This window comes from Chryseobacterium sp. MEBOG07, assembly GCF_021869745.1.
Classification (GTDB): domain Bacteria; phylum Bacteroidota; class Bacteroidia; order Flavobacteriales; family Weeksellaceae; genus Chryseobacterium; species Chryseobacterium viscerum.
The window spans coordinates 66,451-89,028 of sequence record NZ_CP084579.1 but is presented as its reverse complement, the minus strand read 5'-3'; the positions used below and the strand labels follow the sequence as shown (position 1 = coordinate 89,028).

Annotated in this window: 21 protein-coding genes; 12 read left to right on the top strand and 9 right to left on the bottom strand. The window is 36.8% G+C overall.

Translation table 11 applies throughout. The features are described from left to right. Position 1: 1 nt before the first annotated feature. Complete coding sequence (locus tag LF886_RS00390) at positions 2 to 466, bottom strand: gliding motility lipoprotein GldH (RefSeq protein ID WP_236852159.1); 465 nt, start codon at positions 464 to 466, stop codon at positions 2 to 4. Next, the gene (locus LF886_RS00385; RefSeq protein ID WP_236852158.1) at positions 459 to 1,856 is read right to left on the bottom strand and encodes a stage 0 sporulation family protein; all 1,398 of its coding nucleotides are present in this window, start codon (positions 1,854 to 1,856) and stop codon (positions 459 to 461) included. The genes LF886_RS00390 and LF886_RS00385 overlap by 8 nt, the downstream gene beginning before the upstream one ends. 467 nt (positions 1,857 to 2,323) lie before the next feature. On the opposite strand from LF886_RS00385, the gene LF886_RS00380 reads away from it, so the two are divergent. The 5 genes from LF886_RS00380 to LF886_RS00360 all read left to right on the top strand — a co-directional run bounded on the left by LF886_RS00380 (position 2,324) and on the right by LF886_RS00360 (position 8,239). Next, positions 2,324 to 3,562 carry an OmpP1/FadL family transporter gene (locus LF886_RS00380; RefSeq protein ID WP_236852157.1) on the top strand — a complete coding sequence of 413 codons (1,239 nt, stop codon included), beginning with the start codon at positions 2,324 to 2,326 and terminating at the stop codon, positions 3,560 to 3,562. Between the two features lie 12 nt (positions 3,563 to 3,574). Then, the gene (locus tag LF886_RS00375) at positions 3,575 to 5,038 is read left to right on the top strand and encodes a G-D-S-L family lipolytic protein (protein WP_236852156.1); all 1,464 of its coding nucleotides are present in this window, start codon (positions 3,575 to 3,577) and stop codon (positions 5,036 to 5,038) included. An 85-nt stretch (positions 5,039 to 5,123) separates the two neighbouring features. After that, complete coding sequence (locus LF886_RS00370; RefSeq protein ID WP_109737822.1) at positions 5,124 to 6,062, top strand: ribose-phosphate pyrophosphokinase; 939 nt, start codon at positions 5,124 to 5,126, stop codon at positions 6,060 to 6,062. Between the two features lie 55 nt (positions 6,063 to 6,117). Continuing rightward, positions 6,118 to 6,759 (top strand): 50S ribosomal protein L25/general stress protein Ctc, encoded by a 642-nt coding sequence (locus tag LF886_RS00365; protein ID WP_236852155.1) that lies wholly within the window; start codon positions 6,118 to 6,120, stop codon positions 6,757 to 6,759. A gap of 259 nt (positions 6,760 to 7,018) precedes the next feature. Next, on the top strand, positions 7,019 to 8,239 hold the full coding sequence (locus tag LF886_RS00360; protein WP_236852154.1) for an aminotransferase class V-fold PLP-dependent enzyme: 1,221 nt from the start codon (positions 7,019 to 7,021) through the stop codon (positions 8,237 to 8,239). A 54-nt stretch (positions 8,240 to 8,293) separates the two neighbouring features. On the opposite strand, the gene LF886_RS00355 is transcribed toward LF886_RS00360, so the two are convergent. Next, positions 8,294 to 8,419: a GNAT family acetyltransferase gene (locus LF886_RS00355; RefSeq protein ID WP_236852153.1), complete on the bottom strand. Its 126-nt coding sequence runs from the start codon at positions 8,417 to 8,419 to the stop codon at positions 8,294 to 8,296. Between the two features lie 220 nt (positions 8,420 to 8,639). Here LF886_RS00355 and LF886_RS00350 point away from each other — a divergent pair, with 220 nt between their 5' ends. Next, positions 8,640 to 9,272 carry an NAD(P)H-dependent oxidoreductase gene (locus LF886_RS00350; protein ID WP_236852152.1) on the top strand — a complete coding sequence of 211 codons (633 nt, stop codon included), beginning with the start codon at positions 8,640 to 8,642 and terminating at the stop codon, positions 9,270 to 9,272. A 72-nt stretch (positions 9,273 to 9,344) separates the two neighbouring features. On the opposite strand, the gene hemE is transcribed toward LF886_RS00350, so the two are convergent. The 4 genes from hemE to hemA all read right to left on the bottom strand — a co-directional run bounded on the left by hemE (position 9,345) and on the right by hemA (position 13,345). After that, complete coding sequence (hemE, locus tag LF886_RS00345) at positions 9,345 to 10,376, bottom strand: uroporphyrinogen decarboxylase (protein WP_103235412.1); 1,032 nt, start codon at positions 10,374 to 10,376, stop codon at positions 9,345 to 9,347. A 46-nt stretch (positions 10,377 to 10,422) separates the two neighbouring features. Then, the gene (locus LF886_RS00340; RefSeq protein WP_236852151.1) at positions 10,423 to 11,106 is read right to left on the bottom strand and encodes a uroporphyrinogen-III synthase; all 684 of its coding nucleotides are present in this window, start codon (positions 11,104 to 11,106) and stop codon (positions 10,423 to 10,425) included. Positions 11,107 to 11,175: 69 nt separating this feature from the next. Beyond that, positions 11,176 to 12,084, bottom strand: a complete 909-nt coding sequence (hemC, locus tag LF886_RS00335) for a hydroxymethylbilane synthase (RefSeq protein WP_236852150.1) — start codon at positions 12,082 to 12,084, stop codon at positions 11,176 to 11,178. Further along, a complete protein-coding gene (hemA, locus tag LF886_RS00330; protein ID WP_236852149.1) occupies positions 12,071 to 13,345 on the bottom strand; it encodes a glutamyl-tRNA reductase in 1,275 nt (424 codons plus the stop codon). The genes hemC and hemA overlap by 14 nt, the downstream gene beginning before the upstream one ends. A 560-nt stretch (positions 13,346 to 13,905) precedes the next feature. Here hemA and LF886_RS00325 point away from each other — a divergent pair. From LF886_RS00325 to LF886_RS00300, 6 genes are all read left to right on the top strand, one after another. Beyond that, a complete protein-coding gene (locus LF886_RS00325; RefSeq protein ID WP_103231746.1) occupies positions 13,906 to 14,931 on the top strand; it encodes a rod shape-determining protein in 1,026 nt (341 codons plus the stop codon). Positions 14,932 to 14,959: 28 nt separating this feature from the next. Next, positions 14,960 to 15,814 (top strand): rod shape-determining protein MreC, encoded by an 855-nt coding sequence (mreC, locus tag LF886_RS00320; protein ID WP_124532627.1) that lies wholly within the window; start codon positions 14,960 to 14,962, stop codon positions 15,812 to 15,814. Continuing rightward, positions 15,807 to 16,313, top strand: a complete 507-nt coding sequence (locus tag LF886_RS00315) for a rod shape-determining protein MreD (protein WP_105683113.1) — start codon at positions 15,807 to 15,809, stop codon at positions 16,311 to 16,313. Before mreC ends, LF886_RS00315 begins: the two co-directional genes overlap by 8 nt. Then, positions 16,310 to 18,349 (top strand): peptidoglycan D,D-transpeptidase FtsI family protein, encoded by a 2,040-nt coding sequence (locus LF886_RS00310; protein WP_236852148.1) that lies wholly within the window; start codon positions 16,310 to 16,312, stop codon positions 18,347 to 18,349. The genes LF886_RS00315 and LF886_RS00310 overlap by 4 nt, the downstream gene beginning before the upstream one ends. Continuing rightward, entirely contained in the window at positions 18,346 to 19,575 is a 1,230-nt protein-coding gene (gene rodA / locus LF886_RS00305) for a rod shape-determining protein RodA (RefSeq protein ID WP_236852147.1), read from the top strand. The genes LF886_RS00310 and rodA overlap by 4 nt, the downstream gene beginning before the upstream one ends. 110 nt (positions 19,576 to 19,685) lie before the next feature. Continuing rightward, positions 19,686 to 20,261, top strand: a complete 576-nt coding sequence (locus LF886_RS00300) for a pentapeptide repeat-containing protein (protein WP_236852146.1) — start codon at positions 19,686 to 19,688, stop codon at positions 20,259 to 20,261. Between the two features lie 185 nt (positions 20,262 to 20,446). On the opposite strand, the gene LF886_RS00295 is transcribed toward LF886_RS00300, so the two are convergent. Next, positions 20,447 to 21,157, bottom strand: a complete 711-nt coding sequence (locus LF886_RS00295; protein ID WP_236852145.1) for a C40 family peptidase — start codon at positions 21,155 to 21,157, stop codon at positions 20,447 to 20,449. A gap of 306 nt (positions 21,158 to 21,463) precedes the next feature. After that, positions 21,464 to 22,570 carry an efflux RND transporter periplasmic adaptor subunit gene (locus LF886_RS00290; RefSeq protein WP_236852144.1) on the bottom strand — a complete coding sequence of 369 codons (1,107 nt, stop codon included), beginning with the start codon at positions 22,568 to 22,570 and terminating at the stop codon, positions 21,464 to 21,466. Positions 22,571 to 22,578: the final 8 nt, after the last annotated feature.

Below are 22,578 nucleotides of genomic sequence, written 5' to 3'. Positions count from 1 at the left end.
GTTACGGTTTAGCCGTTTCTATTTTTACCCCAATATCCTCAATTCCCGGAAGGTTATCGTTTCTCATCGCCTGAATCAAGCCGATTTCATATTTTCCTTTTCCCGGAAATTTATAGTTTAATTTATACTGAAACAATGTTTCCTTTGTATCACCAAAGCCTGTACCAAGCCATTCTCCGTTTGGTTTTGCCAAAACATAATTCAAGGTGTCGGTTTCCTTTTTCTTGTTCTGGAGATTGGTGAAATTTACAATGAACCTTATATTGCTGTAAGGATAACTACTGTTGTTTCTTACGACAAATATAATATTTTTAGGATTCTGCGGATCTGAAATTTCAAGATTAAATTTTTGCTCACTTTTCTTATTCCATTTACTATCAACGGAATTCATGATAACATCTCCTCCTGAAGAAGAGTTACAGCTAAAGAAAAGGATAAGGGAAAATAATCCTAAAATTTTACGCATCTTTATCTTTTTTTGGGGGAAATTTCTTTTTGAATTTCTTCTTGTTCGGATTGTTTTGTGGCTTATTGTCAGCATCAGAATTGCCTTCTACTTTTTCCACAGGTCCTTTTTGCTGTGGCTGTTGTTTTTGTGGTCTAGGCTGATTTCCAGACTGAGCATTTGGATTTTCGGCTTTATCAGATCTTTCCGGTCTTTCTTGTCTCTCCGGTCTGTTTCTTTTTTGCCCTTGTCCTTGTGCGGTCGGTGCCTGCTGATTGTTATTTTGCTTATTCTGGTTGTTTTTGTTCCTGTTTCCTCTGTTCTTCTTCTCAAAACGATCCACATTATTTTCCTGGATAAGGTCAATATTGTGAGTAGAAGGTTCCGGCTGTTTCAGGTCTTCCAGAGGAAGTATTCTTTCTCCTCTTTTATTTTTTGCAATCAGCTTTTTCACAAGATCAATGTCAAAATCGTACCATGCCATAGAACTATCTACGTAGGCAAACCACATTTTCTTTTTGAAAACATCAATTTTGATACAGAATGCTTTCCCCTTCTCCGTCTCCAACATTGTTGAAGAAGATGGGAAATTGCTCAATGCATCCAAATAACTGTCAAGTTCATAGTTAAGACAGCATTTTAGCTTTCCACATTGCCCAGCTAGTTTTTGAGGGTTAATACTCAATTGCTGGTATCTTGCAACATTGGTGTTTACAGATCTGAAATCTGTAAGCCATGTAGAGCAGCAAAGCTCACGTCCACAAGACCCTATTCCACCTACTTTTGCAGCTTCCTGTCTGAAACCGATTTGTTTCATATCGATTTTAGTTCGGAAAGTTCCAGCGAAATCTTTGATTAGCTGTCTGAAGTCTATTCGGTTATCAGCTGTGTAATAAAAAGTGATTTTTGAAGAATCACCCTGATATTCCACATCAGTAACTTTCATTTCAAGGTTTAATCTTTGAGCGATTTTTCTCGCTTCAAGTTTTACACCATCTTCTTTTTTTCTTGCTTCCTGCCATACCTCAAGATCCTTTTGGTTGGCTTGTCTGTATATTTTGAGTGCAGATTCTTCAGAAAATTTTTTCTTTTTCATCTGAATCTTTACTAGTTCTCCTGTAAGGCTTACAACACCTACATCGTGTCCCGGACTTGATTCTACTGTAATTACGCTACCTATATGTAAAGGAATATTATTTACATTCTTATAAAACGATTTCCTGTCATTTTTAAATCTAACTTCCACAAAATCACACCTGTTTGGTGCCGGATTGTTGATGTCAGAAAGCCAGTCAAAAACACTTAATTTATAACTATTCCCGCAGGTATTTACACTTTCACAGCCACTTGCAGTTTTTTTAGGACCACAAGAATGTGCAGAATCGCCGGATGTTTTACATCCACAACTCATATATTACTATTATTTATAATCTGCAAATTTATGTATTTTTATCTTTATGCAATTCTAAAATACTTAAATAACCTGAATTCGGTATAAAACATTTGGGTATTTTAAGTAAGAATAAGAGCTCGAAACTGAAATAAGGATGTCACAGAGGGATAAAAGGAGAAGATATTAAATAATAAATATCTTTTATTTGACTTCTTTTTTAAATTAACATTTATTATCATTTACCCTCCCGCTTCATTTTTTTGGAGTAAGATTATTTAATAGTTAAACAGTTGTTTAATATTAAACAGTTTGATTTTAATTATTTTATAGTGTGCTTAAGTGTTTAATAATTAAAATATTGTATTGCCTTTATTTCAATGTGTTATTTTAAACATAGTTTTCTTTTAAGATATTGTTTAAAATATTAGGAAATATTAACAGACGTATTCAAAATAATTTTATATTTGACTTATATATAATAGTCTATGAAAAAAATATTAGTATCAACTGCTTTATTGGCGGGAGTTCTATCTTACGCAGGAGGCTTCAGAGTTTCCCTGCAAGGGGTGAAACAATTGGCAATGGCGCATACTAGTGCTCATGCCGAAGACGCGAGTGTGACATTTTTTAACCCTGCGGGTATGTCATTTATCCCTTCCAAACTGAGTGTAGTGGCTGGAGGGTTTGCTGCAAGTAACAAGGTTACTTTTCAAAACTTTAATACTTTACAAAGTACAGAAACAGATAACCCTGTAGGAACTCCTTTCTATGCTGCGATTACTTATAGACCAATAGAAAAACTAACAGTAGGTCTTAGTGTTACAACACCTTTTGGAAGTACAATTAAGTGGCCGGAAAACTGGGAAGGTAGAGAAATGGTTCAGAAACTGGAACTGAAGAGTTTCTACTTCCAGCCGATGGTTTCTGTGAAACTTGCCCCTTGGGTATCTTTTGGTGCAAGTTATATTTATGCAAAAGGAGTTGTAGATTGGGATAAAGCTGTAACACAATTCGGTGGGCAGGTGAATATCAATGATAAAAAAGCAAGCGGACATGGATATGGTTTCGGTTTCTATTTCAGACCTGATCCAAAATTAGACGTGAGTATTGCTTACCGCTCTGCAATAGATATGAAAGCTAAAAACGGTACAGCAACATTCCAGTTCCCGTCTCAATCTATTTATACACAGTTGAAGCTGAATGCAGCAGGACAGGATGGCTTCTCAGCAGTTCTTCCTCTTGTTGAAGAATATACAATCGGTTTAACATATAGAGTAACACCGAAATGGCAGGTTTCTGCAGACTTTAACTACCACGGATGGGAAAGATACAGCAAACTTACTTTAGATTTCGAGAATGCACCTATCGGAAATAATCCATCGGATCCGACTATTCTTACAAGTCCTAAGAACTTCAAAAACTCCAAAACATTCAGATTGGGGACTCAATATGCCTTCACCAATATGATTTACGGACGTTTGGGAGCTTATTATGATGAAGCGCCTTATACTACAGATAACTTTATTCCGGAAACACCTTCATACGATACTTATGTGGTAACAGGAGGTATAGGTATCAAATTGAAGCAGTTCGGAATTGATATCGCAGGAGGATATGCAATGCCTCAATACAGAAATGTAAATAACGCTGGTCTAGGTTTCTACGGACAGTCGAAAGCAACAGCGTTCTACTTGGGTCTAGGTTTATCTTATAATCCTTTTTAATTTTAGAAGACTATGAAAAAAATTATAATATCGACAATTGCAGTTTCTGCACTTCTTTTTACAGTAACAAGCTGTAATACGGATTTCGATACGGATGTGAAAGATATCCAGGTAACAAAAGGAGACGCAGACTTTACAAGATATATCTCTTTAGGAAACTCACTAACTGCTGGTTATAGAGACGGAGCTCTTTATAGCAGCGGGCAGAATGAATCTTACCCAAGCATGATTGCAGCACAAATGCAATTGGCTGGTGGTGGTGCTTTTAAGCAGCCTATGATGCCTAATGATATCGGAGGATTTACCAATCTATTTAACCCGGCAACTGGAGATTTTGCAGGTAAATATGTGTTAAGTGTTGTTAACGGTGCTTTAACTCCAGGTCCAACAGCTCCTGGTGGAGCATTAGATAATGTCTCTTCAGGTGGTCCTTACCAGAATATGGGAGTTCCAGGTGCAAGAGTAGCTCATTTAATAGCACCAGGATATGGAAATCCAGCTGGATTAACATCTACACCAGCTACAGCCAATCCTTATTTTGTAAGATTTGCATCAACAACAACAGCTTCTGTATTAGAAGATGCGTTGAAGCAGGATCCTACCTTTGTTTCTTTATGGATTGGAAATAATGATGTTTTATTATATGCAACTTCAGGAGGTGCTGATCCCAATATTCCAATTACACCGGTAGATGGTGCTGTAGGAGTAGGATTCAGTAATACCTATGCATATTTAGTAGATAAATTATTCCCTGCTGGAACAAAAAGAAAAGGAATTCTTGCGAATATTCCAACTGTTACCAATGTACCTTATTTTACAAGAGTTCCTGCAATGCCATTAACAGGATTAACAGATGCTCAGGTAACTCAGTTGAATACAGGATATGGTCAGTATAATGCAGGATTACTTCAGGCTAAAACCCTGGGAGCGATCAACGATGCTGAATACCAGAGAAGATTAATTAAATTCACTGCAGGAGCAGCGGTTAACGGAGCGGTTATTGTAGATAAAGATCTTTCAACAGTTCCAGGACTTCCAAAATACAGACAGACTACAGCTAAAGATTTAATTCTTTTACCGGCAAGTAAAGTTCTTACTCCGCAAGCAGGTGGTGGTACTTCAGTTCCTTTAGAGGATAAACTTGTACTTACAGAAGCTGAGACTGCAAAAGTAATTGCTGCAACCACTGGTTATAACAATGCTATTAAAAAGGCAGCCGCGGATAAAGGAATTGCTTTCGTAGATATGGATGCTAAAATGCAGGAGCTGAATTCCAAATCAGGAATTATGTGGGATGGCGTGAAATATACAGCAACATTCGTTACAGGAGGAGCTTTCTCTTTAGATGGGGTACACCTTACAGGACGTGGTTACGGTATTGTAGCTAATGAATTTATCAAAACTATTAATGCAAAATATGGTTCTACACTTCCACAGGTAGATCCGAACAAATATTCAGGAGTTAAATTCCCTTAATTATTGATAAAATAAAAACTTAGAAACCACAAGAGTAAATCTTGTGGTTTTTTTTTAAATTTGCAAAATCTTTTAAAAAGTAAAAATGGCCGATCAGTTAAGTTATCTATTTTGTACAAGAACCAGCAGGGACTTGGCAGAGAAAATTGCCCAGAATTATGGGAAAGAATTAGGAAAAATCAACTTTCAGGAGTTCAGCGACGGGGAATTTGAGCCTGTTTTGGACGAGTCTGTAAGAGGAGGAAGAGTTTTCCTAATCGGATCTACATTCCCTCCTGCAGACAATCTTTTAGAGCTTCTTCTAATGATTGATGCAGCGAAAAGAGCTTCTGCAAAGAGCATTACCGTTGTAATTCCTTACTTCGGACTTGCCAGACAGGACAGAAAAGACAAACCAAGAGCACCGATCGGTGCTAAGTTAGTTGCCAACCTTCTTACAGCAGCGGGAGCAACAAGAGTGATGACCATGGATCTTCACGCAGATCAGATTCAAGGATTCTTCGAAATCCCGGTAGATCATCTGTATGCATCTTCTATTTTCGTAGATTATATCAGATCTTTGAATCTTGATAATCTTACTATTGCTTCTCCGGATATGGGAGGTGCAAAAAGAGCTAAAAACTATGCAGGACACCTTGGTGCTGAAGTAGTAATTGCTTATAAGGAAAGAAAAAAAGCAAACGTTGTAGAAGAAATGTTCCTTATCGGAGACGTGACAGGTAAAAATGTAATCCTTATTGATGACATGATTGATACTGCAGGTACGCTTTGCAAAGCAGCAGAAATCTTAATTGAAAAAGGAGCAAAAACAGTAAGAGCAATGGCAACTCACGGAGTGCTTTCAGGAAAGGCTTACGATAATATTGAGAACTCAAAACTCTTGGAAGTTATTGTAACTGACTCAATTCCTGTTAAAAATAATTTGTCATCTAAAATAAAAGTGCTATCTTGCGCCCCATTATTTGCAGATGTTATGACAATGGTTCATGAGCACAAATCAATTAGCAGTAAGTTTGTTATTTAATTGATTTTAAGCGAATTGCAAATTATAATTAGAACAATTTTTTAAATTTTTATAAATGAAATCTATTACAATTCAAGGTACAAAAAGAGAAAGCGTGGGCAAAAAGTCTACAAAAGCTTTACGTGATGCTGAATTAGTTCCTTGTGTTGTTTATGGAGGTGGTGCACCATTGAACTTCTCTGCTGAAGAGAGAGCTTTCAAAGGGTTAGTATACACTCCTGAAGCACACACGGTATCTATTGAAGTTGATGGTCAAACAATTCCAGCAGTTCTTCAAGATATTCAGTTTCACCCAATCACGGACAAAATTCTTCACGCAGACTTCTATCAACTATCTGACGATAAGCCAGTTGTTATGGAAGTTCCAGTAAGACTTGTTGGACGTTCTAAAGGTGTTGTAGCTGGTGGTGTTTTACGTCAGTCTTTCAGAAAGCTAAAAGTAAAAGCTATCCCTGCTAACTTGCCAGATGAAGTCGTTGTAGACGTTACTCCATTAAGAATCGGTAACAAACTTTACATCGGTAGCATCAAAACAGTAGGATATTCTTTCGTTCACCCTGACAACGCAGTAGTAGTTGCTGTTAAGATGTCTAGAAATGCAATGAAAGGTGGTGCAGTACAGGAAGATGATGAGGATGAAGAAGTTGCAACTGAAGAAGGTGCAGCTCCTGAAGCAGCAGAAACTGCAGCAGAATAAGAATTGCTTATTTAAACAATATAAGAACCCGTCAATTTTGGCGGGTTTTTTATTTATATTATAGTGGAAGATAAATAAGTGAATTTGTACATCGATCCTTCTCACCTTCCTTTATCTCATTGTTTTTCTCCACCACAAACCATCGAATATTTCTATCAGCTGACAAGTATCAGCATGCAACCCCATGCCTTCTTTCAGAAAAAAAACCGTAAATTTGAAGTGTTCTAAATAAGGACGTTTTAATTTAAAAAATAAATAAATGTTTGACATTCAGGAAATAAGAAGTCAGTTTTCTATATTGAACAGAGAAGTGAATGGTAAGCCTTTGGTTTATCTGGATAATGCAGCTACATCTCAAAAACCAAATTCAGTTTTGGATGTCTGTCACACATATTATACAGAACTTAATGCTAATGTTCACAGAGGGATTCATACCCTGAGCCAGCTGGCTACAGAAGAAATGGAACTTTCAAGAAGAAAAATCCAGAAATTCATCAATGCTGAGCATGATTTTGAAGTGATTTTTACAAAAGGAACAACAGAAGGGCTGAACCTTATCGCTTATATTTTAACACAGAAACTGCAGAAAGATGATGAGATCATTATTTCATATCTTGAGCACCATTCCAATATTGTTCCCTGGCAGATGCTTTGCGAAAGAACGGGAGCAAAACTTCGAGTGATCCCTATTGATGAAAATGGGATCCTTCAAATGGATCATTTTGATCAGTTTTTAAGCGAAAAGACTAAAGTAGTTTCTGTAAACCAGGTTTCCAATGCGTTGGGAATTGTGAATCCTATTGAAGAGATTATTGCTAAAACAAGAAAGAATACGGAAGCCTATATTGTTATTGATGGAGCTCAATCTGCACCGCATTTCAATATTGATGTTCAGAAGATGGATTGTGATTTCTTTGTATTCTCAGGTCATAAAATGTATGCTCCTATGGGAACGGGTATTTTATATGGAAAACGTGAGATATTAGAAGCCCTGCCGCCTTTTCATGGAGGAGGGGAGATGATTGCAACATGTTCTTTCGAAGGAACTACTTATGCAGGCCTTCCATTTAAATATGAGGCAGGAACACCGAATGTAGGAGGAAATATTGCTTTAGGAGCTGCTGTTGATTTTATGAACCATGTAGGCCATGCTAATATTCAGAATCATGAGAATGCTTTACTCGAATATGCCCAGAAACAGCTTTTGGAAATAGAAGGAATTAAAATCTATGGTGAAAAAGCAAAAAGAACAGGGGTGGTTTCCTTTAATCTAGAAGGAGTAGGGATTGCGTCTGATGTAGGAATGATCCTTGATAAAATGGGTATTGCGGTAAGAACAGGACACCACTGTACACAGCCTATCATGAACTTCTTTAATATTGCAGGAACAGTAAGAGCTAGTTTTGCTGTTTATAATACTTTCGAGGAAATTGACAGCCTGGTAGAAGGAGTTAAGAAGGCACAAAGAATGTTGAGCTAATCATACAATATTCATTATTATATAAATTAAAAAGCAGCTATTAAGCTGCTTTTTTTATTCCCACGGAATACAATTACATCGGCCATTAATAATAACCTGATAATATCCAATCGCGCATTCAAGGCAGATCTCTCCTCCGGCCATAATACTTTTCATTTTGTCTTTGTTTAATTTTTTCATATTCAATGATTTAAAATGTTAATGGTGATATGAAGATAATTAAAAATATCACGGGAAAACTAATAAATCTTCCAAACTTTGGAGGGTTTATTAGTTTAATTCATGGAATATTAGGAACCAGTTCGTAAATAATAGACTTTGACAATCTCTGAGATAGGAATTTTTATATCTGCTCGTCTTTCTTCTTGGAGTAATTTTGCCTTAGTCTAAATTTAATTTAATGGAATTAATAGAAAAACTGAACTGGAGATTTGCAACCAAAGCAATGAACGGTCAAAAAGTACCACAGGAAAAAGTGGATAAAATATTAGAAGCTGCAAGACTGGCGCCCACATCCAGCGGGCTTCAGCCTTTTGAGATCATTGTAATCACTAATCAGGAGGTAAAAGAGCAAATTAAGCCTCATGCATGGAATCAGCCACAAGTCACAGACTGTTCGCATCTTTTGGTATTTGCTGCATGGGATAATTATACAGAAGAAAGAATCAACAGTATGTTTGATCTTACCAATGAGATCAGAGGCATTAAAAATGAAGGTTGGGAAAACTACAGACAAATGCTGTTGGGAACATATCCTCAAAGATCTGCTGAAGAAAACTTTACCCATGCTGCAAAACAGGCTTATATTTCCTTCGGGGCTGCCATTATCGCAGCTGCTTTTGAAGAAGTAGATTCTACACCCATGGAAGGATTTTCACCTGATGCGGTAGATGAAGTGCTAAACTTAAAAGAAAAAGGGTTGAAAAGTGTTTTGTTGCTACCAATCGGGTACAGAAATACGGAATCAGACTGGTTGGTGAATCTTACGAAAGTGAGAAAGCCTAAAGAAGCTTTTATTACCGAAGTGAATTAATTACTGATTTTTTCTTATAAAAAATCCCTCTCAATTATTTTGAAAGGGATTTTATTTTGTATGAAATAAACCTTAAATGTTTGGTTTCCAATCTACAACAGCTCTGATGAATGCTTCAGCATTTTCAACAGGAATATTAGGTAGAATTCCGTGTCCTAAATTGGCAATGTATCTGTCTTTTCCAAAACGGTTGATCATTTCAGTTACCATCTTCTTGATCGTCTCAGGAGTAGAATGAAGTCTTGCAGGATCAAAATTCCCCTGAAGCGTCATTGTATGGTTTGTTAATGTTCTTGCAAGTTCCGGCTTAATGGTCCAGTCAACACCTAAAGCAGATACTTTAGACATGGTCATTTCTTCAAGAGCAAACCAACATCCTTTTCCAAATACAACAACATGGGTAAGCGGGCTTAATGCTTCAACAATCTGATTAATGTACTGCCATGAGAATTCCTGATAGTCAGTCGGAGAAAGCATTCCTCCCCAAGAATCGAAAACCTGTACTGCAGAAACTCCTTTCTCTACTTTTCTTTTTAAATAAGCAATCGTAGTATCTGTAATTTTCTGTAATAATAAATGAGCAGCTTCAGGCTGTTGGAAACAGAAAGACTTTGCAATATCAAAAGCTTTACTTCCTTTTCCTTCCACACAATAACAAAGGATAGTCCATGGAGAACCAGCAAAACCGATCAATGGAATGTCATTGTCAAGCTTCTGAAGAGTCAGTTCAATAGCATCAAAAACGTAGCCTAAAGTATCATTCACATCCGGAGTTTCAATATTCTGAACCTGTTCCATCGTTCTGATTGGAGTATCTAACCATGGGCCAACAGATTCCTTCATTTTGAAATCGATTCCCATTGCCTGAGGAACTACCAAAATATCTGAAAAAAGGATCGCAGCATCCAACGGAAATCTACGGATCGGTTGTAGGGTAATTTCAGCCGCAAGTTCAGGGGTCTGACATCTTGTAAAGAAATCATATTGATCTCTTAAAGCAATGAATTCCGGCAGATATCTTCCAGCCTGCCTCATCATCCAGACAGGAGGTCTTTCAACGGTTTCTCCGCGAAGTGCTTTTAAATATAGGTCGTTTTTTATCATAATCTATTTAAACTAATATTACCGGCTATGTTCGGCAACTGATATTCTAAATTTTATTCCTGATTTCTCTTCTTATCAGCTCAAAGATCGAAGTCAGTGTATTTTCTTCAGAAGTGAAAATTTCTTTCTGCGTATAATTTCTCAACTCACCAGAAGTAGTTTCACCAATTGAAAAAAGCGTCATCCCTTCCAGAGAATTTCGCCTTGCAAAACTACGAACTCCGCTCGGACTAAAAAATACTGCAGCATGATATTTTTCAGTTATTAAAGGATTGATTTCTTCGGTATTGTAAATCGTAACTTTTTTGTATTTAATGTTTTGTAAAGGAAGTTCCTTGTCCAGAACATTAATGGCAAGATTCCCACAGAAGTGGAGAAACTGCTCTTGCTGGCATTTTCCGATAATAAACCTCGAAAGAGTTTCAGCATTTTTCAAAACCTTAAATGTTCCAAACCCATGTTTCCTCAATTCCCTTTTCGTTTTTTCGCCAACACAATAGATCTTATTGTAATTTTTTGTAGTGAAATTTTCATTGGGCTTAAACTTGTTTTTAAAAAACGAAATTACTCCGTTGACACTGGTAAAAATCAAAGAATAGTTTTTCAGATCAAAAGGACTGATCATAATAGGTTTGGTCTTAATTACCTCAATACAGTCAACCATGTTATCCTCTCCTAATTCTTTGGATATAATGGTTTGGTCTATATTTTTGGTAAATAAGATTTTCATGTCTGTAGGTAAAATTAAGAAGATGAAAAAATGCGGTTATAAAGAATGTAAAATCTATAACAGAGATTTCTAGATTTGGCTTTTGATTTCTGCCATTAATTCTTTTCCACCGTTTTCAAGAACTACTTTTGCATACTTTTCTCCAAAATTCTCTGCTGGAGTATAGACAAAGTTTTCGTCAACAGCAATACAGTTTTTTCCATCCAAAGAGCAAAGTGCTGCTTTGAAGCGGATCTGGTCACCGATAATTTCTGCAAAAGCTCCAATAGGTGCAGTACAACCGCCTTCTAAAGTGCTTAAGAAGTTTCTTTCAATCTCTACACAGATCTGAGTCTGTTTATGATTGATCTGATGTACAATTTCGTTGATCTCAGGTTTGTCCGTGTGTCCGGCCACAGAGATTACTCCTTGTGACGGCGCAGGAATCATTAATGGAAGCATTTCATAATCGATTTCCATTTTCATTCTTTTGATACCGGCCAAAGATAAAATGGTCGCATCAAAATTCCCGTCTTCCAATTTTTGAAGTCGTGTCTGAATATTTCCACGGATATCCGAGAAGTCTGTGTTTGGATAATTTCTCAGCCAAAACGCTCTTCTTCTCAAACTGCTGGTTGCCAGTTTAAGCTCATGGAACTCCTTATTCCTGGCAGATTCTTTTCTGATCAGGATGTCTTGGGGATAATCTCTTTCCAGATAGGCGATCATCTCGATATTCTGAGGCAATAGAGTAGGAACATCTTTTAAAGAATGAACGGCAATGTCAATTTCATCATTCAATAAGGCAATATCAAGGTCTCTTGTGAAAACCCCGGTAATTCCTAAAGAATATAAAGGTTGATTAAGGTTCTTATCGCCAGAAGAAACGATAGGAACAATTTCCGTTAAATAATTGTTGTTCTGAAGGTGCCTCGCAACCTCTCTAGCCTGCCAAAGTGCAAGTGCGGAATTTCTCGTTCCGATTCTAATGCTTTTCATTGAATTCGTTGTTTGGTTGTTCAACTAATATTTCGTGCATTAATTTACTAATTTCTTCGGCTTTTAAAGGATTGTCAATGATATATTTTGCAAAACGGTTGGTGATTTTCTGGATCATTTTATCAGAAAGTTCCATGTCCGTGATGTTTATATATTTGTTCTTTCTATAAAAATTATGCATTTCATTGCGTTCCATATTCTTTAAAACGGCTTTGAAATGATGAATATTTGGTGCTAATTTTCTCTTTTTTTCCCACTCAATGAAGTCTTTCATCAGTTCCTTGATAATTTTCTCCGCTTTCGGGATTTCTCTTTCCCGCTGCTGGATTGTTTCCTGGATCTGTTTTGAAAGCTCATCTACATCAATCAATGTTACGTTTTTATTTTCGGTAACGTTCTTTTCAACGTTGTGAGGAATGGAAAGGTCAATGATCAGTGTTTCTTTCCCATTGGGAAAATGAGACTGGTTTACAATAGGATGTTTGGCTCCTGTTGCTACAATAAGAATATCCGTGTTTTTTAATTCCTGGTCAAAATCAGAATAATCAACGTGAGGGATATTGTATTTCTGGGAAATCTTTTCAGCTTTCTCCTGAGTTCTGTTGGCGATTTTAATTTTGGGCTGGTAAACATGTTTTACCAGATTTTCAACCGTATTTTGTCCAATTTCTCCTACTCCTAAAAGAAGGATGTTCTTTTCGGCGATTCTCTTTTGGCTGTTTAAAATATAATGAACGGCAGCATAAGAAACAGAAGCAGCTCCATTGGAAATACCTGTTTCGTTTTTTATTCTTTTCGAAATCTGAATCGCCGCATTGATTGCTCTTTCCAGATAAGGGTTAGAATTCTGCCTTTCTTTTTTGAAACGGCTATATGCTTTTTTGATTTGTCCGATGATTTCAAAATCTCCGATAATCTGGCTTTCAAGACCTGCCGCTACTCTGAAAAGGTGAATCAACGCTTCTTCCTTGGTAAGAATATTGGCAAATTGAAGAAAATCAGTCAGATGTACTCCAATGGTTTTGCAATACTCTTCAGCGACTAAAAGGTAATTGGGAGACGTGGTATAAATCTCGGTCCTGTTACAAGTGGAAACCACAAATGCATCCCCTAAATCTTCCTGGTGAACCCTGGAAACAAAGTTTTTGATGTTTTCATCAAAGAATGCAAACTTTCCTCTCGTTTCTACGTCGGCTTTCTCGTAGCTTATAGAAAGCACGGCAAAATTTGACGTTTGATGGATGTTGGAATACTGTAACATAAGCAGTCGCAAATTTACGCTTTTTTTAATTAATCATTCTCTGATAGTGTATATGATAATTATCGTAAAAAACTATAGGAAGTAAACGATTTTGTCAGAAGCTAAGAGAATAGAGAAGGTTGATATGACGCCAGAAAGTAAGGGCAAAAGTGCAAAAAGGTGAAAAAGCGGATTTTCTTACAGATCTTGTTGGTGAAATTTTAAAAATGAAATACTCTTTTAATGTTATTTTAAAAATTTGATTTTGAGTCAGTTAAATAAGGTTATTCTTGAATTAGACGGAAATTGCTGCCCTATACCCCAAAAACAATTTTCAAATTCGCGTATTAAATTTCTCGATCATATTGTTTTCTTTACCGTTTTTCTCATTTGCAATTTTGCTTTTCCGCCCTTTCAACGTCACATTAATTTTAGTTGAACTCAAAGTCTGTAAACATCTAAATTGAAAGTTAATAAAGAATTGTAAATTTTAATAAAACTTTAACCAAATTAAGTTGGTGGGAAATTTCTTTAGTAGTCTTAAATTTATATCTTTGTAAACTTAAAATCAGAAGAAAAATATGAGTTTATTTGATATGTTTACGCAAGAAATTGCGATAGACCTCGGAACGGCTAATACCCTAATCATCCATAATAATAAAATTGTTATAGATCAACCGTCAATTGTTGCAATTGAACGTTCTACGGGTAAACCCATTGCTGTAGGGGAACAAGCTAAGCATATGCAAGGTAAAACTCATGAGGACATCAAGACAATCCGTCCTTTGAAGGATGGGGTTATTGCAGATTTCCATGCTTCTGAACACATGATCAAGGAGTTTATCAAAAAAATTCCTGGGATCAAAGGTAGATTCATACAACCAGCATTACGAATTGTAATCTGTATTCCTTCTGGTATCACTGAAGTTGAAAAAAGAGCGGTAAGAGATTCTGCTCAGAAAGTAAACGCAAAAGAGGTAAGATTGATCTACGAACCAATGGCAGCCGCAATTGGAGTAGGAATCGACGTGCAGAAGCCTGAGGGGAATATGATCATCGATATAGGTGGAGGTACTACGGAAATTGCTGTAGTAGCTTTAGGAGGTATCGTATGTGATAAATCCGTAAAAATTGCAGGAGACGTATTTACCAATGATATTGCTTATTATCTAAGAACTCACCATAACCTTTATATCGGAGAAAGAACTGCTGAAAGAATCAAAATTGAAGTAGGTTCTGCAGTAGAAGATCTTGATGTAGACATCGAGGATATCCCGGTACAAGGTAGAGACCTTATTACAGGTAAACCTAAAGAAATTATGGTTGGATATAAAGAGATTGCCCGTGCATTAGACAAATCGATCATCAGAATCGAAGATGCAGTAATGGAAACACTTTCTCTTACACCACCGGAATTGGCAGCTGATATTTACAAAACAGGTATTTATCTTGCGGGAGGAGGAGCGTTACTAAGAGGTCTTGCGGACAGAATCCACAAAAAAACAGGTCTTCCTGTATTTGTTGCTGAAGATCCGTTGAGAGCTGTAGTTCGCGGAACAGGTATTGCCCTTAAGAATATGGACAAGTTCAATTTCTTAATTAAATAATTTTAACTTTTTACGACTTTATATCTGAATGGGATTTTTGCTGAGATTATTTTCGAAGAACACTCTTTTCGTCTTCTTTATATTCCTGCAAATTATTGCTTTGGTTTTGATATTCTCCAGAAATGCAATGCAGAAATCATGGGTAGCGGGTCAAACGGCTGCGTTCAACTCATGGGTTTCCGGGTATATTGATGAAGGAGTTTCTTATCTGAAACTAAAACAGATCAACGAAGATCTTGTAGTTCAGAATAAAGCCCTTATGACTGAACTTTATGGAAAAGACGGGACGAAGAATCCTGTTTTCAAAAGAGTTCATGATACCATTGGTGGAGGGCAGATCTATACTTTTGTTGATGGAGAAATTGTTTTCAACAGTATCAACAGAAGAAATAACTATTTTACAATCAATCGTGGCCGAAGAGACGGAGTCTTTCCTCAAATGGGGGTAATGGCGCCAAAAGGTATTGCGGGGATTGTAATCAATTCTACAGATAGTTATGCATTAGTTCAATCGGTTTTAAGTGTAAATAAGATCAGAATTAATGCAGCACTTAAAAGCTCAGGATATTTTGGTACTTTAACATGGAATGGAGATAATTCAAGGGTCATGCACCTGGCAGACATTCCGAAATATGTTGCATTAAAAGTAGGAGATACCGTTGTTACTGATGGTAAATCTGCTATTTTTCCTAAAGGTGTTACCATAGGAACCATTGCAGGGTATTCTGTAGACAACAAAACCGGCTTCTGGGATATATCCGTTGAGCTGAGTGAAAAAATGGGAGCGTTGAATAAAGTGTATGTAGTGAAGAATCTTAAGAAAGCAGAAGTGCAGAAGATTCAGGATACTATGCAGGCTGTAATAAAAAAAGAAAATGATTAGCAGGACTTTATTTACTGATATATTGATCATGATTTTTCTTGTGGCATTACAGATATTTGTATTGAACAGGATTACGCTTTTCGGGAAATATACTCCGGTATTATATCCTGTGTTTGTCATGTTCTATCCATTTTTTAGAAATAAATTTCAGTTCCTGGCATTGAGCTTTTTAATAGGCTTGTCTATTGACGGTTTCCTTAATACGTGGGGGATCAATGCATTTGCGACAACGTTGATTGCTTATTTCAGAACGTTGATCTTCAGGACTTCCACAGATACGTCTACCGACTTTTTCTCTTTTCAGTCCCTTCAATGGGCGCAGTTTTTGCTGTTTTTATTTTCAAGTATTTTCCTGCATCAGCTTTTATTACAGTATATCGAGTTCTTTAAGTTTAGCAGGTTTTTTGAAATATTATTTAATGTCTTGGTGACAAGTGTAATTTCGTTTATCTTTATAGTCATCTACGCATTAATATTTAAAATCAAACAAAAAGTTTGAACACACGTTATTTTAAAATTTTTTCCATCCTTGTTACCATCGCCCTTATTTTTGTGGCGAGGCTTGCGTATTTGCAGTTGTTTACAGACCGTTACGCACTGAATGCTGCCAATACTTCCATTAAGACTGAGTATGTTATCCCTCAGCGCGGGGTTATTTTTGACAGGAACGGTAAAATCATGGTGGGAAACCAGCCTGCTTATGAGATATCTTTTACGCAGGGATTAATGAGACCGGATTTTGATACACTTGGATTCTGTAGTCTGATGAAGATCAATAAAGCAGATTTTATCCAAAGAATCAATATCATTAAAAAAGAAAAATATTACTCAAAGCTGACTCCGATGACTTTTCTAAAAGATCTCAGCAGAGAAGATATTGCAAGAGTTCAGGAAATTATTTTTAAATATCCCGCTTTTACTATTGTACAGCGACCTCAGCGTCAATATGAAGTTTCTACTTCTGGAAATCTTTTGGGATATACCAGCGAAGTAAATGAACCCGAAATTAAAAAAGATTCTACATATTATCTTCCTGGTGATTTTATCGGTAAGAAAGGGATTGAAAAATCCTATGAAAAAGAACTTCGTGGAGTAAAAGGAGTAAAATATATCCAAAAAGATATCAGACTCCGAAACGTTGGTTCTTACAAAAATGGGACTTTAGATAAAGACGTTATTACCGGAAAGGATATTACTTTAACAATTGATTATGATCTTCAAAGGACAGCAGAAGAAATGCTTGTTAATAAGCATGGAGCCATTGTTGCCATCGACCCGAATAACGGGGATATTTTAACCCTGGCAACAGGTCCTGATGTGGATCCTAATTTATTTACAGGACCCTATAAATCCAAAAATATTTACGCTTTAAATAAAGATACGCTTTACGAAAATAAGCCCATGTTTGACAGGTCTGTTCAGGCAGCGTATCCTCCAGGTTCTACATTCAAACTGCTGACAGCTCTTGCTGCGATGCAAATGGGAGTAATGACCGAAAATACAGTTTTCCCTTGTGGCGGTGGGTTTAATTATCGTGGATTAAGAATTAAAGGACACGGGGGAGCAGACCCATTAATTCCATCCATTCAGATTTCCAGTAACTGTTTTTTCTCTTATGCTTATTTAGCAATTGTCAATAAATATCCTGGAAATCCTTCCAAAGGGGTTGATGAATGGAAAAAAATCATGAACAGTTTCGGAGTCGGGGAATTTTTAAATAATGATCTGGCCTCAGGTGCAAGAGGAAAAATTCCAAGCGGTGAGTTTTATGAGAAAAGAATGAAATCTATTCTTAAGGCGAGTGGTTCAACAAAAGATTATAAAAACTGGGATCCTTTAGCGACAGGAGCCGTTTTCAACGGAATGGGGCAGGGAGATATTATGATCACCCCTCTTCAGCTGGCTAACTATGTCGCTGCAATCGCAAATAAAGGCTGGTATTATACCCCTCATATTGTAAAAGGTGTTGATGGAAAGCCAAATCCTGATCCGAGATTTAAAGTAAAACATAAGACACTTGTAGATCCTAAGCATTTCGAACCGGTTTTAAAAGGAATGGAAGCGGTAGTTTTGAGAGGTACAGCCCGTGGATTAAAGTCAAATGACTTTACCCAGCTGGCTAAAACAGGTACAGCACAGGTTCCGCAAGGAAAAGATAATTCAATTTTTGTATTGATAGCTCCTGCTGATAAACCCAAAATTGTGGTGGTTGCAGTAATGGAACATGCCGGATTTGGGGCTACCTGGGCAGGCCCTGCTTCTACAGTAATTGCAGAAAAATATATCACAGGAGATCTGAAACGTGAAAATCTTTACAAAAAGATGATCACTTCCAGTTTCATGCCCGAATATAAGAGACAATGGGTGATTGACCTTAAACGTAAAGGTTTATATGTCGACCCTAAACCTGATTCGATTAAACAAAAAAGAATAAAGGATAGTCTGGAGTTTGTGAAACAACAAAAAGCCAAACTGCAGAAAAGAATAGACGAAGAAACTAAAAAGAATAAATCCGCTAAACCTGTAAAGCAATGAAATGGACAGAAGGAATAGATAAACTGGGCCTTGGGCTGTATTTCCTGCTTTGTATTTTTGCGATTGCAAATATCTACAGTGTTGACCAGAAACTGGGGGAGAAACAATTGGTTTTCTTCTGTATCTCCTTATTTGTGGGGCTTATTATATTCGTTGGAAGAAGTAAGTTCTTCGAAAATATGTCCGGAATTATTTATATTGGCGGTGTTCTTTTACTGGTAGGGCTTTTTCCATTTGGTAAGGAGATCCTGGGGCAAAAGAACTGGTATAAGTTTGGTAGTTTTACCATGCAGCCTGTTGAGTTCGCAAAAATCGGGACAGCGCTTATGGTGGCCAATTATGTTTCCGGACCGGATTTTAATCTTAAAAATAAGAAGTCTCTATGGACTATTTTAGCGATTATCGGTATTCCGGCAGCGGTTGTTCTGGCTATTCCGGATGTAGGTTCCATGCTTGTGTTTATTGCATTTTTCATCGCTTTATACAGAGAGGGGCTTAATGGTCTTTTATTCGGTGTAGGATTTGTTTTTGCCGGAGTTTTTCTGGTGTCATTAGCGATTCCTCCCATCTATGTTGCAGCAGCTATTTTGCTGATTGCTGGTGTTCTTATTGCTATGAATTATCATAGAATGTCATGGGATGTGATTTCAATTTCAGGAATTGCCGGATCTATTATTTTATTATGTGGACTGGCTTTCGGTTCTCCTTATGTTCTAGAAAAGCTTCCTAAACACCAGAGAGAAAGAATTGAGGTTCTTTATAAAGGTGAGAAAGCATTCAGAGATACTTCAGGATACAACTTATTATATTCCAAAACAGCTATAGGTTCCGGTGGAATCTGGGGGAAAGGATACCGTGAAGGATCTGTTACCCAAGGGAAATTTGTGCCAGAGCAGGAAACGGATTATATTTTCTGTACGGTAGGAGAAGAATGGGGCTTTTTAGGAAGTGCTACCCTTATCCTGTGTTATATGGTCTATATCGGAAGAATATACTATCTCGCAGAAAAACAGAAATCTGCTTTTAACCGCGTATTCGGATATTGCTTTGCATCTATTCTAATGATGCACTTTTCAATCAATTTGGGGATGGTTATGGGGCTTTTCCCTACCGTTGGGATTCCTCTTCCGTATTTCAGTTACGGGGGAAGTTCTTTGCTGGCATTCTCTATCATGACTTTTATCTTCTTTAAGCTTAATTATTCGGATAAGAACAGCCTGGTATAACTGTCTTTGAAGCGGAAATACAAAATCGCAAAAAGGACGAAAGTTTTTACTGTTGTTTAAAAATCGGTCAGATGACGGAGTGTGTTCTCATTTTATAAATCATAAAAAATATGAAAGAAGCTTATATCCTGGATCAGGATTTTGAAAATACAGATGTTTCTCAGTTTGAAAAAGGTGAGTATGAAAACTGTACATTCAGGAACTGTAATTTTGAATATGCTAACCTGTCGGGATTCAGTTTTACAGATTGTGAATTTGTGGAGTGCAACCTCAGCATGGCAAAGCTTATCAAGACTGCTTTTCACAATGTGATTTTCAAAGAATGCAAAATGTTTGGGCTTCAGTTTAATGATTGTAATCCATTCGGATTATCTTTTAGATTTGATGCAAGTGCTTTGAATAATTCTGTTTTCTATCAAACATCCGTTAAGAAAGCAGTTTTCAAAAACTCTAAATTAATTGAGGTAGACTTTGCTGAATGTGATTTATCCAATGCAGTCTTCAGTAACTGTGATCTGTCAGGCGCTGTTTTCGATAATACAAACCTCGAAAAGGCAGATTTCAGAACCTCGGTCAACTATTCAATAGATCCGGCTTTAAATAGGCTTAAAAAGGCCAAATTTTCCCTTTCCGAAATATATGGACTGTTATATAAGCTGGATATTGAAATTGATAAGCACAGCTGATGTCCCTAGCCATGTACTGGCTATTATAAAAAATATAATATTGATTCAATAGGAGTGGGCTTTAGTCCGCTTTTTTCTTTAGTTATCTATTCCATTGGCTTTACCAAAAATTACTATAAATAAAGCACATAAAAAAACCATCAGGAATCTGATGGCTTCATTATTTAAATCAATTATTTATAAAATTAAAAATTTGCGGGTGTAGCAGGAGTTACAGATGCTAAGTTGTTGTAAGATTCTCCTTCTTCATTGATTACTCTTTTCGCGAATCTGAACTTAGGTCCCCAATAAGAATCATTCAGTGAAGAAATCATGACTCCTTTTGAAGTTGCTGCGTGAATAAATTTGATCTCACCTTCTTCAGTAACACTTTCTACAATACCTACGTGAGAAATTCTTCTTCCATGAGAAAAGAAGATTAAGTCTCCTTTCTGTAATTCTCCTTTTTCAATTCTTTCCCCTTCCTGAGCTTGAGATGCTGCTACTCTTGGTAAGCTAAGACCTGCTGCTGCTCCGAATACAGAAAGAACGAAAGCTGAACAATCTATACCGTTTCTTGTAGTCCCTCCGTATCTGTAAGGAGTTCCAAGGTATGTTTCAGCTTCTGTAAGGATACCATCAATGGTTTTATTATGTTTGATTACTTTCGCAATCTCAGAATTCTTAATTGCTTTTTTAGCATTTGCTATAGATGCAGCCTTTTCAGCAAGAAAAGAGTCGATAAGTTTCTGCTTATCCTGCTCCATTTTTTTGTTATCTATAGAAGCTAGTTTGGCATCTGTTTTGTATTCTTTTGCGTAAGTTGCTGGTTTTGAAACCACATAATTTGTAGCACACGATTGCATTGAAACTGTAGTAACTAAAGCAACTAAATAAAACAAAACTCTTTTCTTCATATATATTTGATTATCCGTGTTAAAAAGGAAAATTTATTTTCAAAAGCAATACAAAAGTAGAGATTCCAAATAAAAGACCCCTGTTATGATAATTATCAGGATCTTACTTTAACACATTTTAACATATTATTTACATATGTTAAAGAAAAAGAAACCGCAACAGCCTGTTTTTGGTAAGTGTGCGGTTTTTTTTATTAAGATTCTTTAACAAACTTATTTCACTTTATCCTTCATGAGTGTGTTTTTTAATTTTTTATACCAGAAAGACAGATTATAATTTTTGTTAATAAACAGATGGTTATGAGCCTATTTTGGGAGTTTAATTCTAATACTTTGTCCATCACGGATTTCTTCTGATGCACTCTTAACAATTACGTCGCTTGACGATACCTGCCCAATGATCGTGGTGATATCGCCATTAGCAATTCCTGAAGTTACAGGTACCCAATGGGCTATGTTTTTTTCTACTTTAATAACGAATACCCCCAAGGTAGAGTTGAGAACAGCAGAAGTGGGAACAGACAATGACTTGTTGTTTTCACTTAAAGGAAGAATTACGTTGGCAACCATTCCCGGTAAAAGTCTTTTGTCTTTATTATAAACATCCATTTCCACCCATTGAGAACGTAATTTGTTGTCTAAAGCGCCTGCAAATCTCGACACACTTGCTGTGAATGTTTCACCCGGAATAGATTGAATTGAAAACTTTATAGCTCCATTTTTATTCAGCAATCCGGTGTAAGATTCCGGGACATTCACAACCAAACGTAATCTGTCCTGCTGAACCAGACTGAACATCGGAAGATCCGATCCTTTTCCTGATGGGCCTACATAAGCTCCTGCACTTACATTTCTCGTTGCAATGTTTCCGCTAAATGGAGCTCTGATCTGCAAATAGTTTTTAACATCAGCCACTTCACGGTAAGATGCTTTTGCAGCTTCCAATTGAGCCATGTCAGATTTTTGAGCCGCTAAAGCCTGTTCCAGATCAAGAGCAGAAATTGTTCCCGGAGTTTTGCTGGTTTCTTTTAAACGGTCATACTTTGCCTTACTGGCAATATATAGCGCTTCCTTTGATTTCAAAGCCGATGAGGCAGCACTTTGCTGAGAATTGATCTCAGGAGCCTCTAAAGTGGCCAGCAATTGTCCTGCTTTTACTTCGTTTCCAACATCCACGTATAATTTTTTAACAAAACTGCTTACTTTAGCATAGACATCCACTTTCTGATAAGGCTGCAGCTCCCCAGGAATGGCTGTTGATGAAGAAAACTCTTCCTGCTTGGGATTCACCGTTTCAATTTCAGGGGATGAAGGCTCTGCAGATTTTTTTACTTCCTTTTTTTCCTCATGTCCACAGCTCTGCAAGCTGAAAACAAGTATTGTCGGGATTAGATATTTATATAATCGATTCATATTTTATT

Bases quoted from the DNA above. Each gene is read 5' to 3' on its own strand.
- LF886_RS00390 (WP_236852159.1), bottom strand. From the start codon at position 466: ATGCGTAAAATTTTAGGATTATTTTCCCTTATCCTTTTCTTTAGCTGT.
- LF886_RS00385 (WP_236852158.1), bottom strand. From the start codon at position 1,856: ATGAGTTGTGGATGTAAAACATCCGGCGATTCTGCACATTCTTGTGGT.
- LF886_RS00380 (WP_236852157.1), top strand. From the start codon at position 2,324: ATGAAAAAAATATTAGTATCAACTGCTTTATTGGCGGGAGTTCTATCT.
- LF886_RS00375 (WP_236852156.1), top strand. From the start codon at position 3,575: ATGAAAAAAATTATAATATCGACAATTGCAGTTTCTGCACTTCTTTTT.
- LF886_RS00370 (WP_109737822.1), top strand. From the start codon at position 5,124: ATGGCCGATCAGTTAAGTTATCTATTTTGTACAAGAACCAGCAGGGAC.
- LF886_RS00365 (WP_236852155.1), top strand. From the start codon at position 6,118: ATGAAATCTATTACAATTCAAGGTACAAAAAGAGAAAGCGTGGGCAAA.
- LF886_RS00360 (WP_236852154.1), top strand. From the start codon at position 7,019: ATGTTTGACATTCAGGAAATAAGAAGTCAGTTTTCTATATTGAACAGA.
- LF886_RS00355 (WP_236852153.1), bottom strand. From the start codon at position 8,419: ATGAAAAAATTAAACAAAGACAAAATGAAAAGTATTATGGCCGGAGGA.
- LF886_RS00350 (WP_236852152.1), top strand. From the start codon at position 8,640: ATGGAATTAATAGAAAAACTGAACTGGAGATTTGCAACCAAAGCAATG.
- hemE (WP_103235412.1), bottom strand. From the start codon at position 10,376: ATGATAAAAAACGACCTATATTTAAAAGCACTTCGCGGAGAAACCGTT.
- LF886_RS00340 (WP_236852151.1), bottom strand. From the start codon at position 11,106: ATGAAAATCTTATTTACCAAAAATATAGACCAAACCATTATATCCAAA.
- hemC (WP_236852150.1), bottom strand. From the start codon at position 12,084: ATGAAAAGCATTAGAATCGGAACGAGAAATTCCGCACTTGCACTTTGG.
- hemA (WP_236852149.1), bottom strand. From the start codon at position 13,345: ATGTTACAGTATTCCAACATCCATCAAACGTCAAATTTTGCCGTGCTT.
- LF886_RS00325 (WP_103231746.1), top strand. From the start codon at position 13,906: ATGAGTTTATTTGATATGTTTACGCAAGAAATTGCGATAGACCTCGGA.
- mreC (WP_124532627.1), top strand. From the start codon at position 14,960: ATGGGATTTTTGCTGAGATTATTTTCGAAGAACACTCTTTTCGTCTTC.
- LF886_RS00315 (WP_105683113.1), top strand. From the start codon at position 15,807: ATGATTAGCAGGACTTTATTTACTGATATATTGATCATGATTTTTCTT.
- rodA (WP_236852147.1), top strand. From the start codon at position 18,346: ATGAAATGGACAGAAGGAATAGATAAACTGGGCCTTGGGCTGTATTTC.
- LF886_RS00300 (WP_236852146.1), top strand. From the start codon at position 19,686: ATGAAAGAAGCTTATATCCTGGATCAGGATTTTGAAAATACAGATGTT.
- LF886_RS00295 (WP_236852145.1), bottom strand. From the start codon at position 21,157: ATGAAGAAAAGAGTTTTGTTTTATTTAGTTGCTTTAGTTACTACAGTT.
- LF886_RS00290 (WP_236852144.1), bottom strand. From the start codon at position 22,570: ATGAATCGATTATATAAATATCTAATCCCGACAATACTTGTTTTCAGC.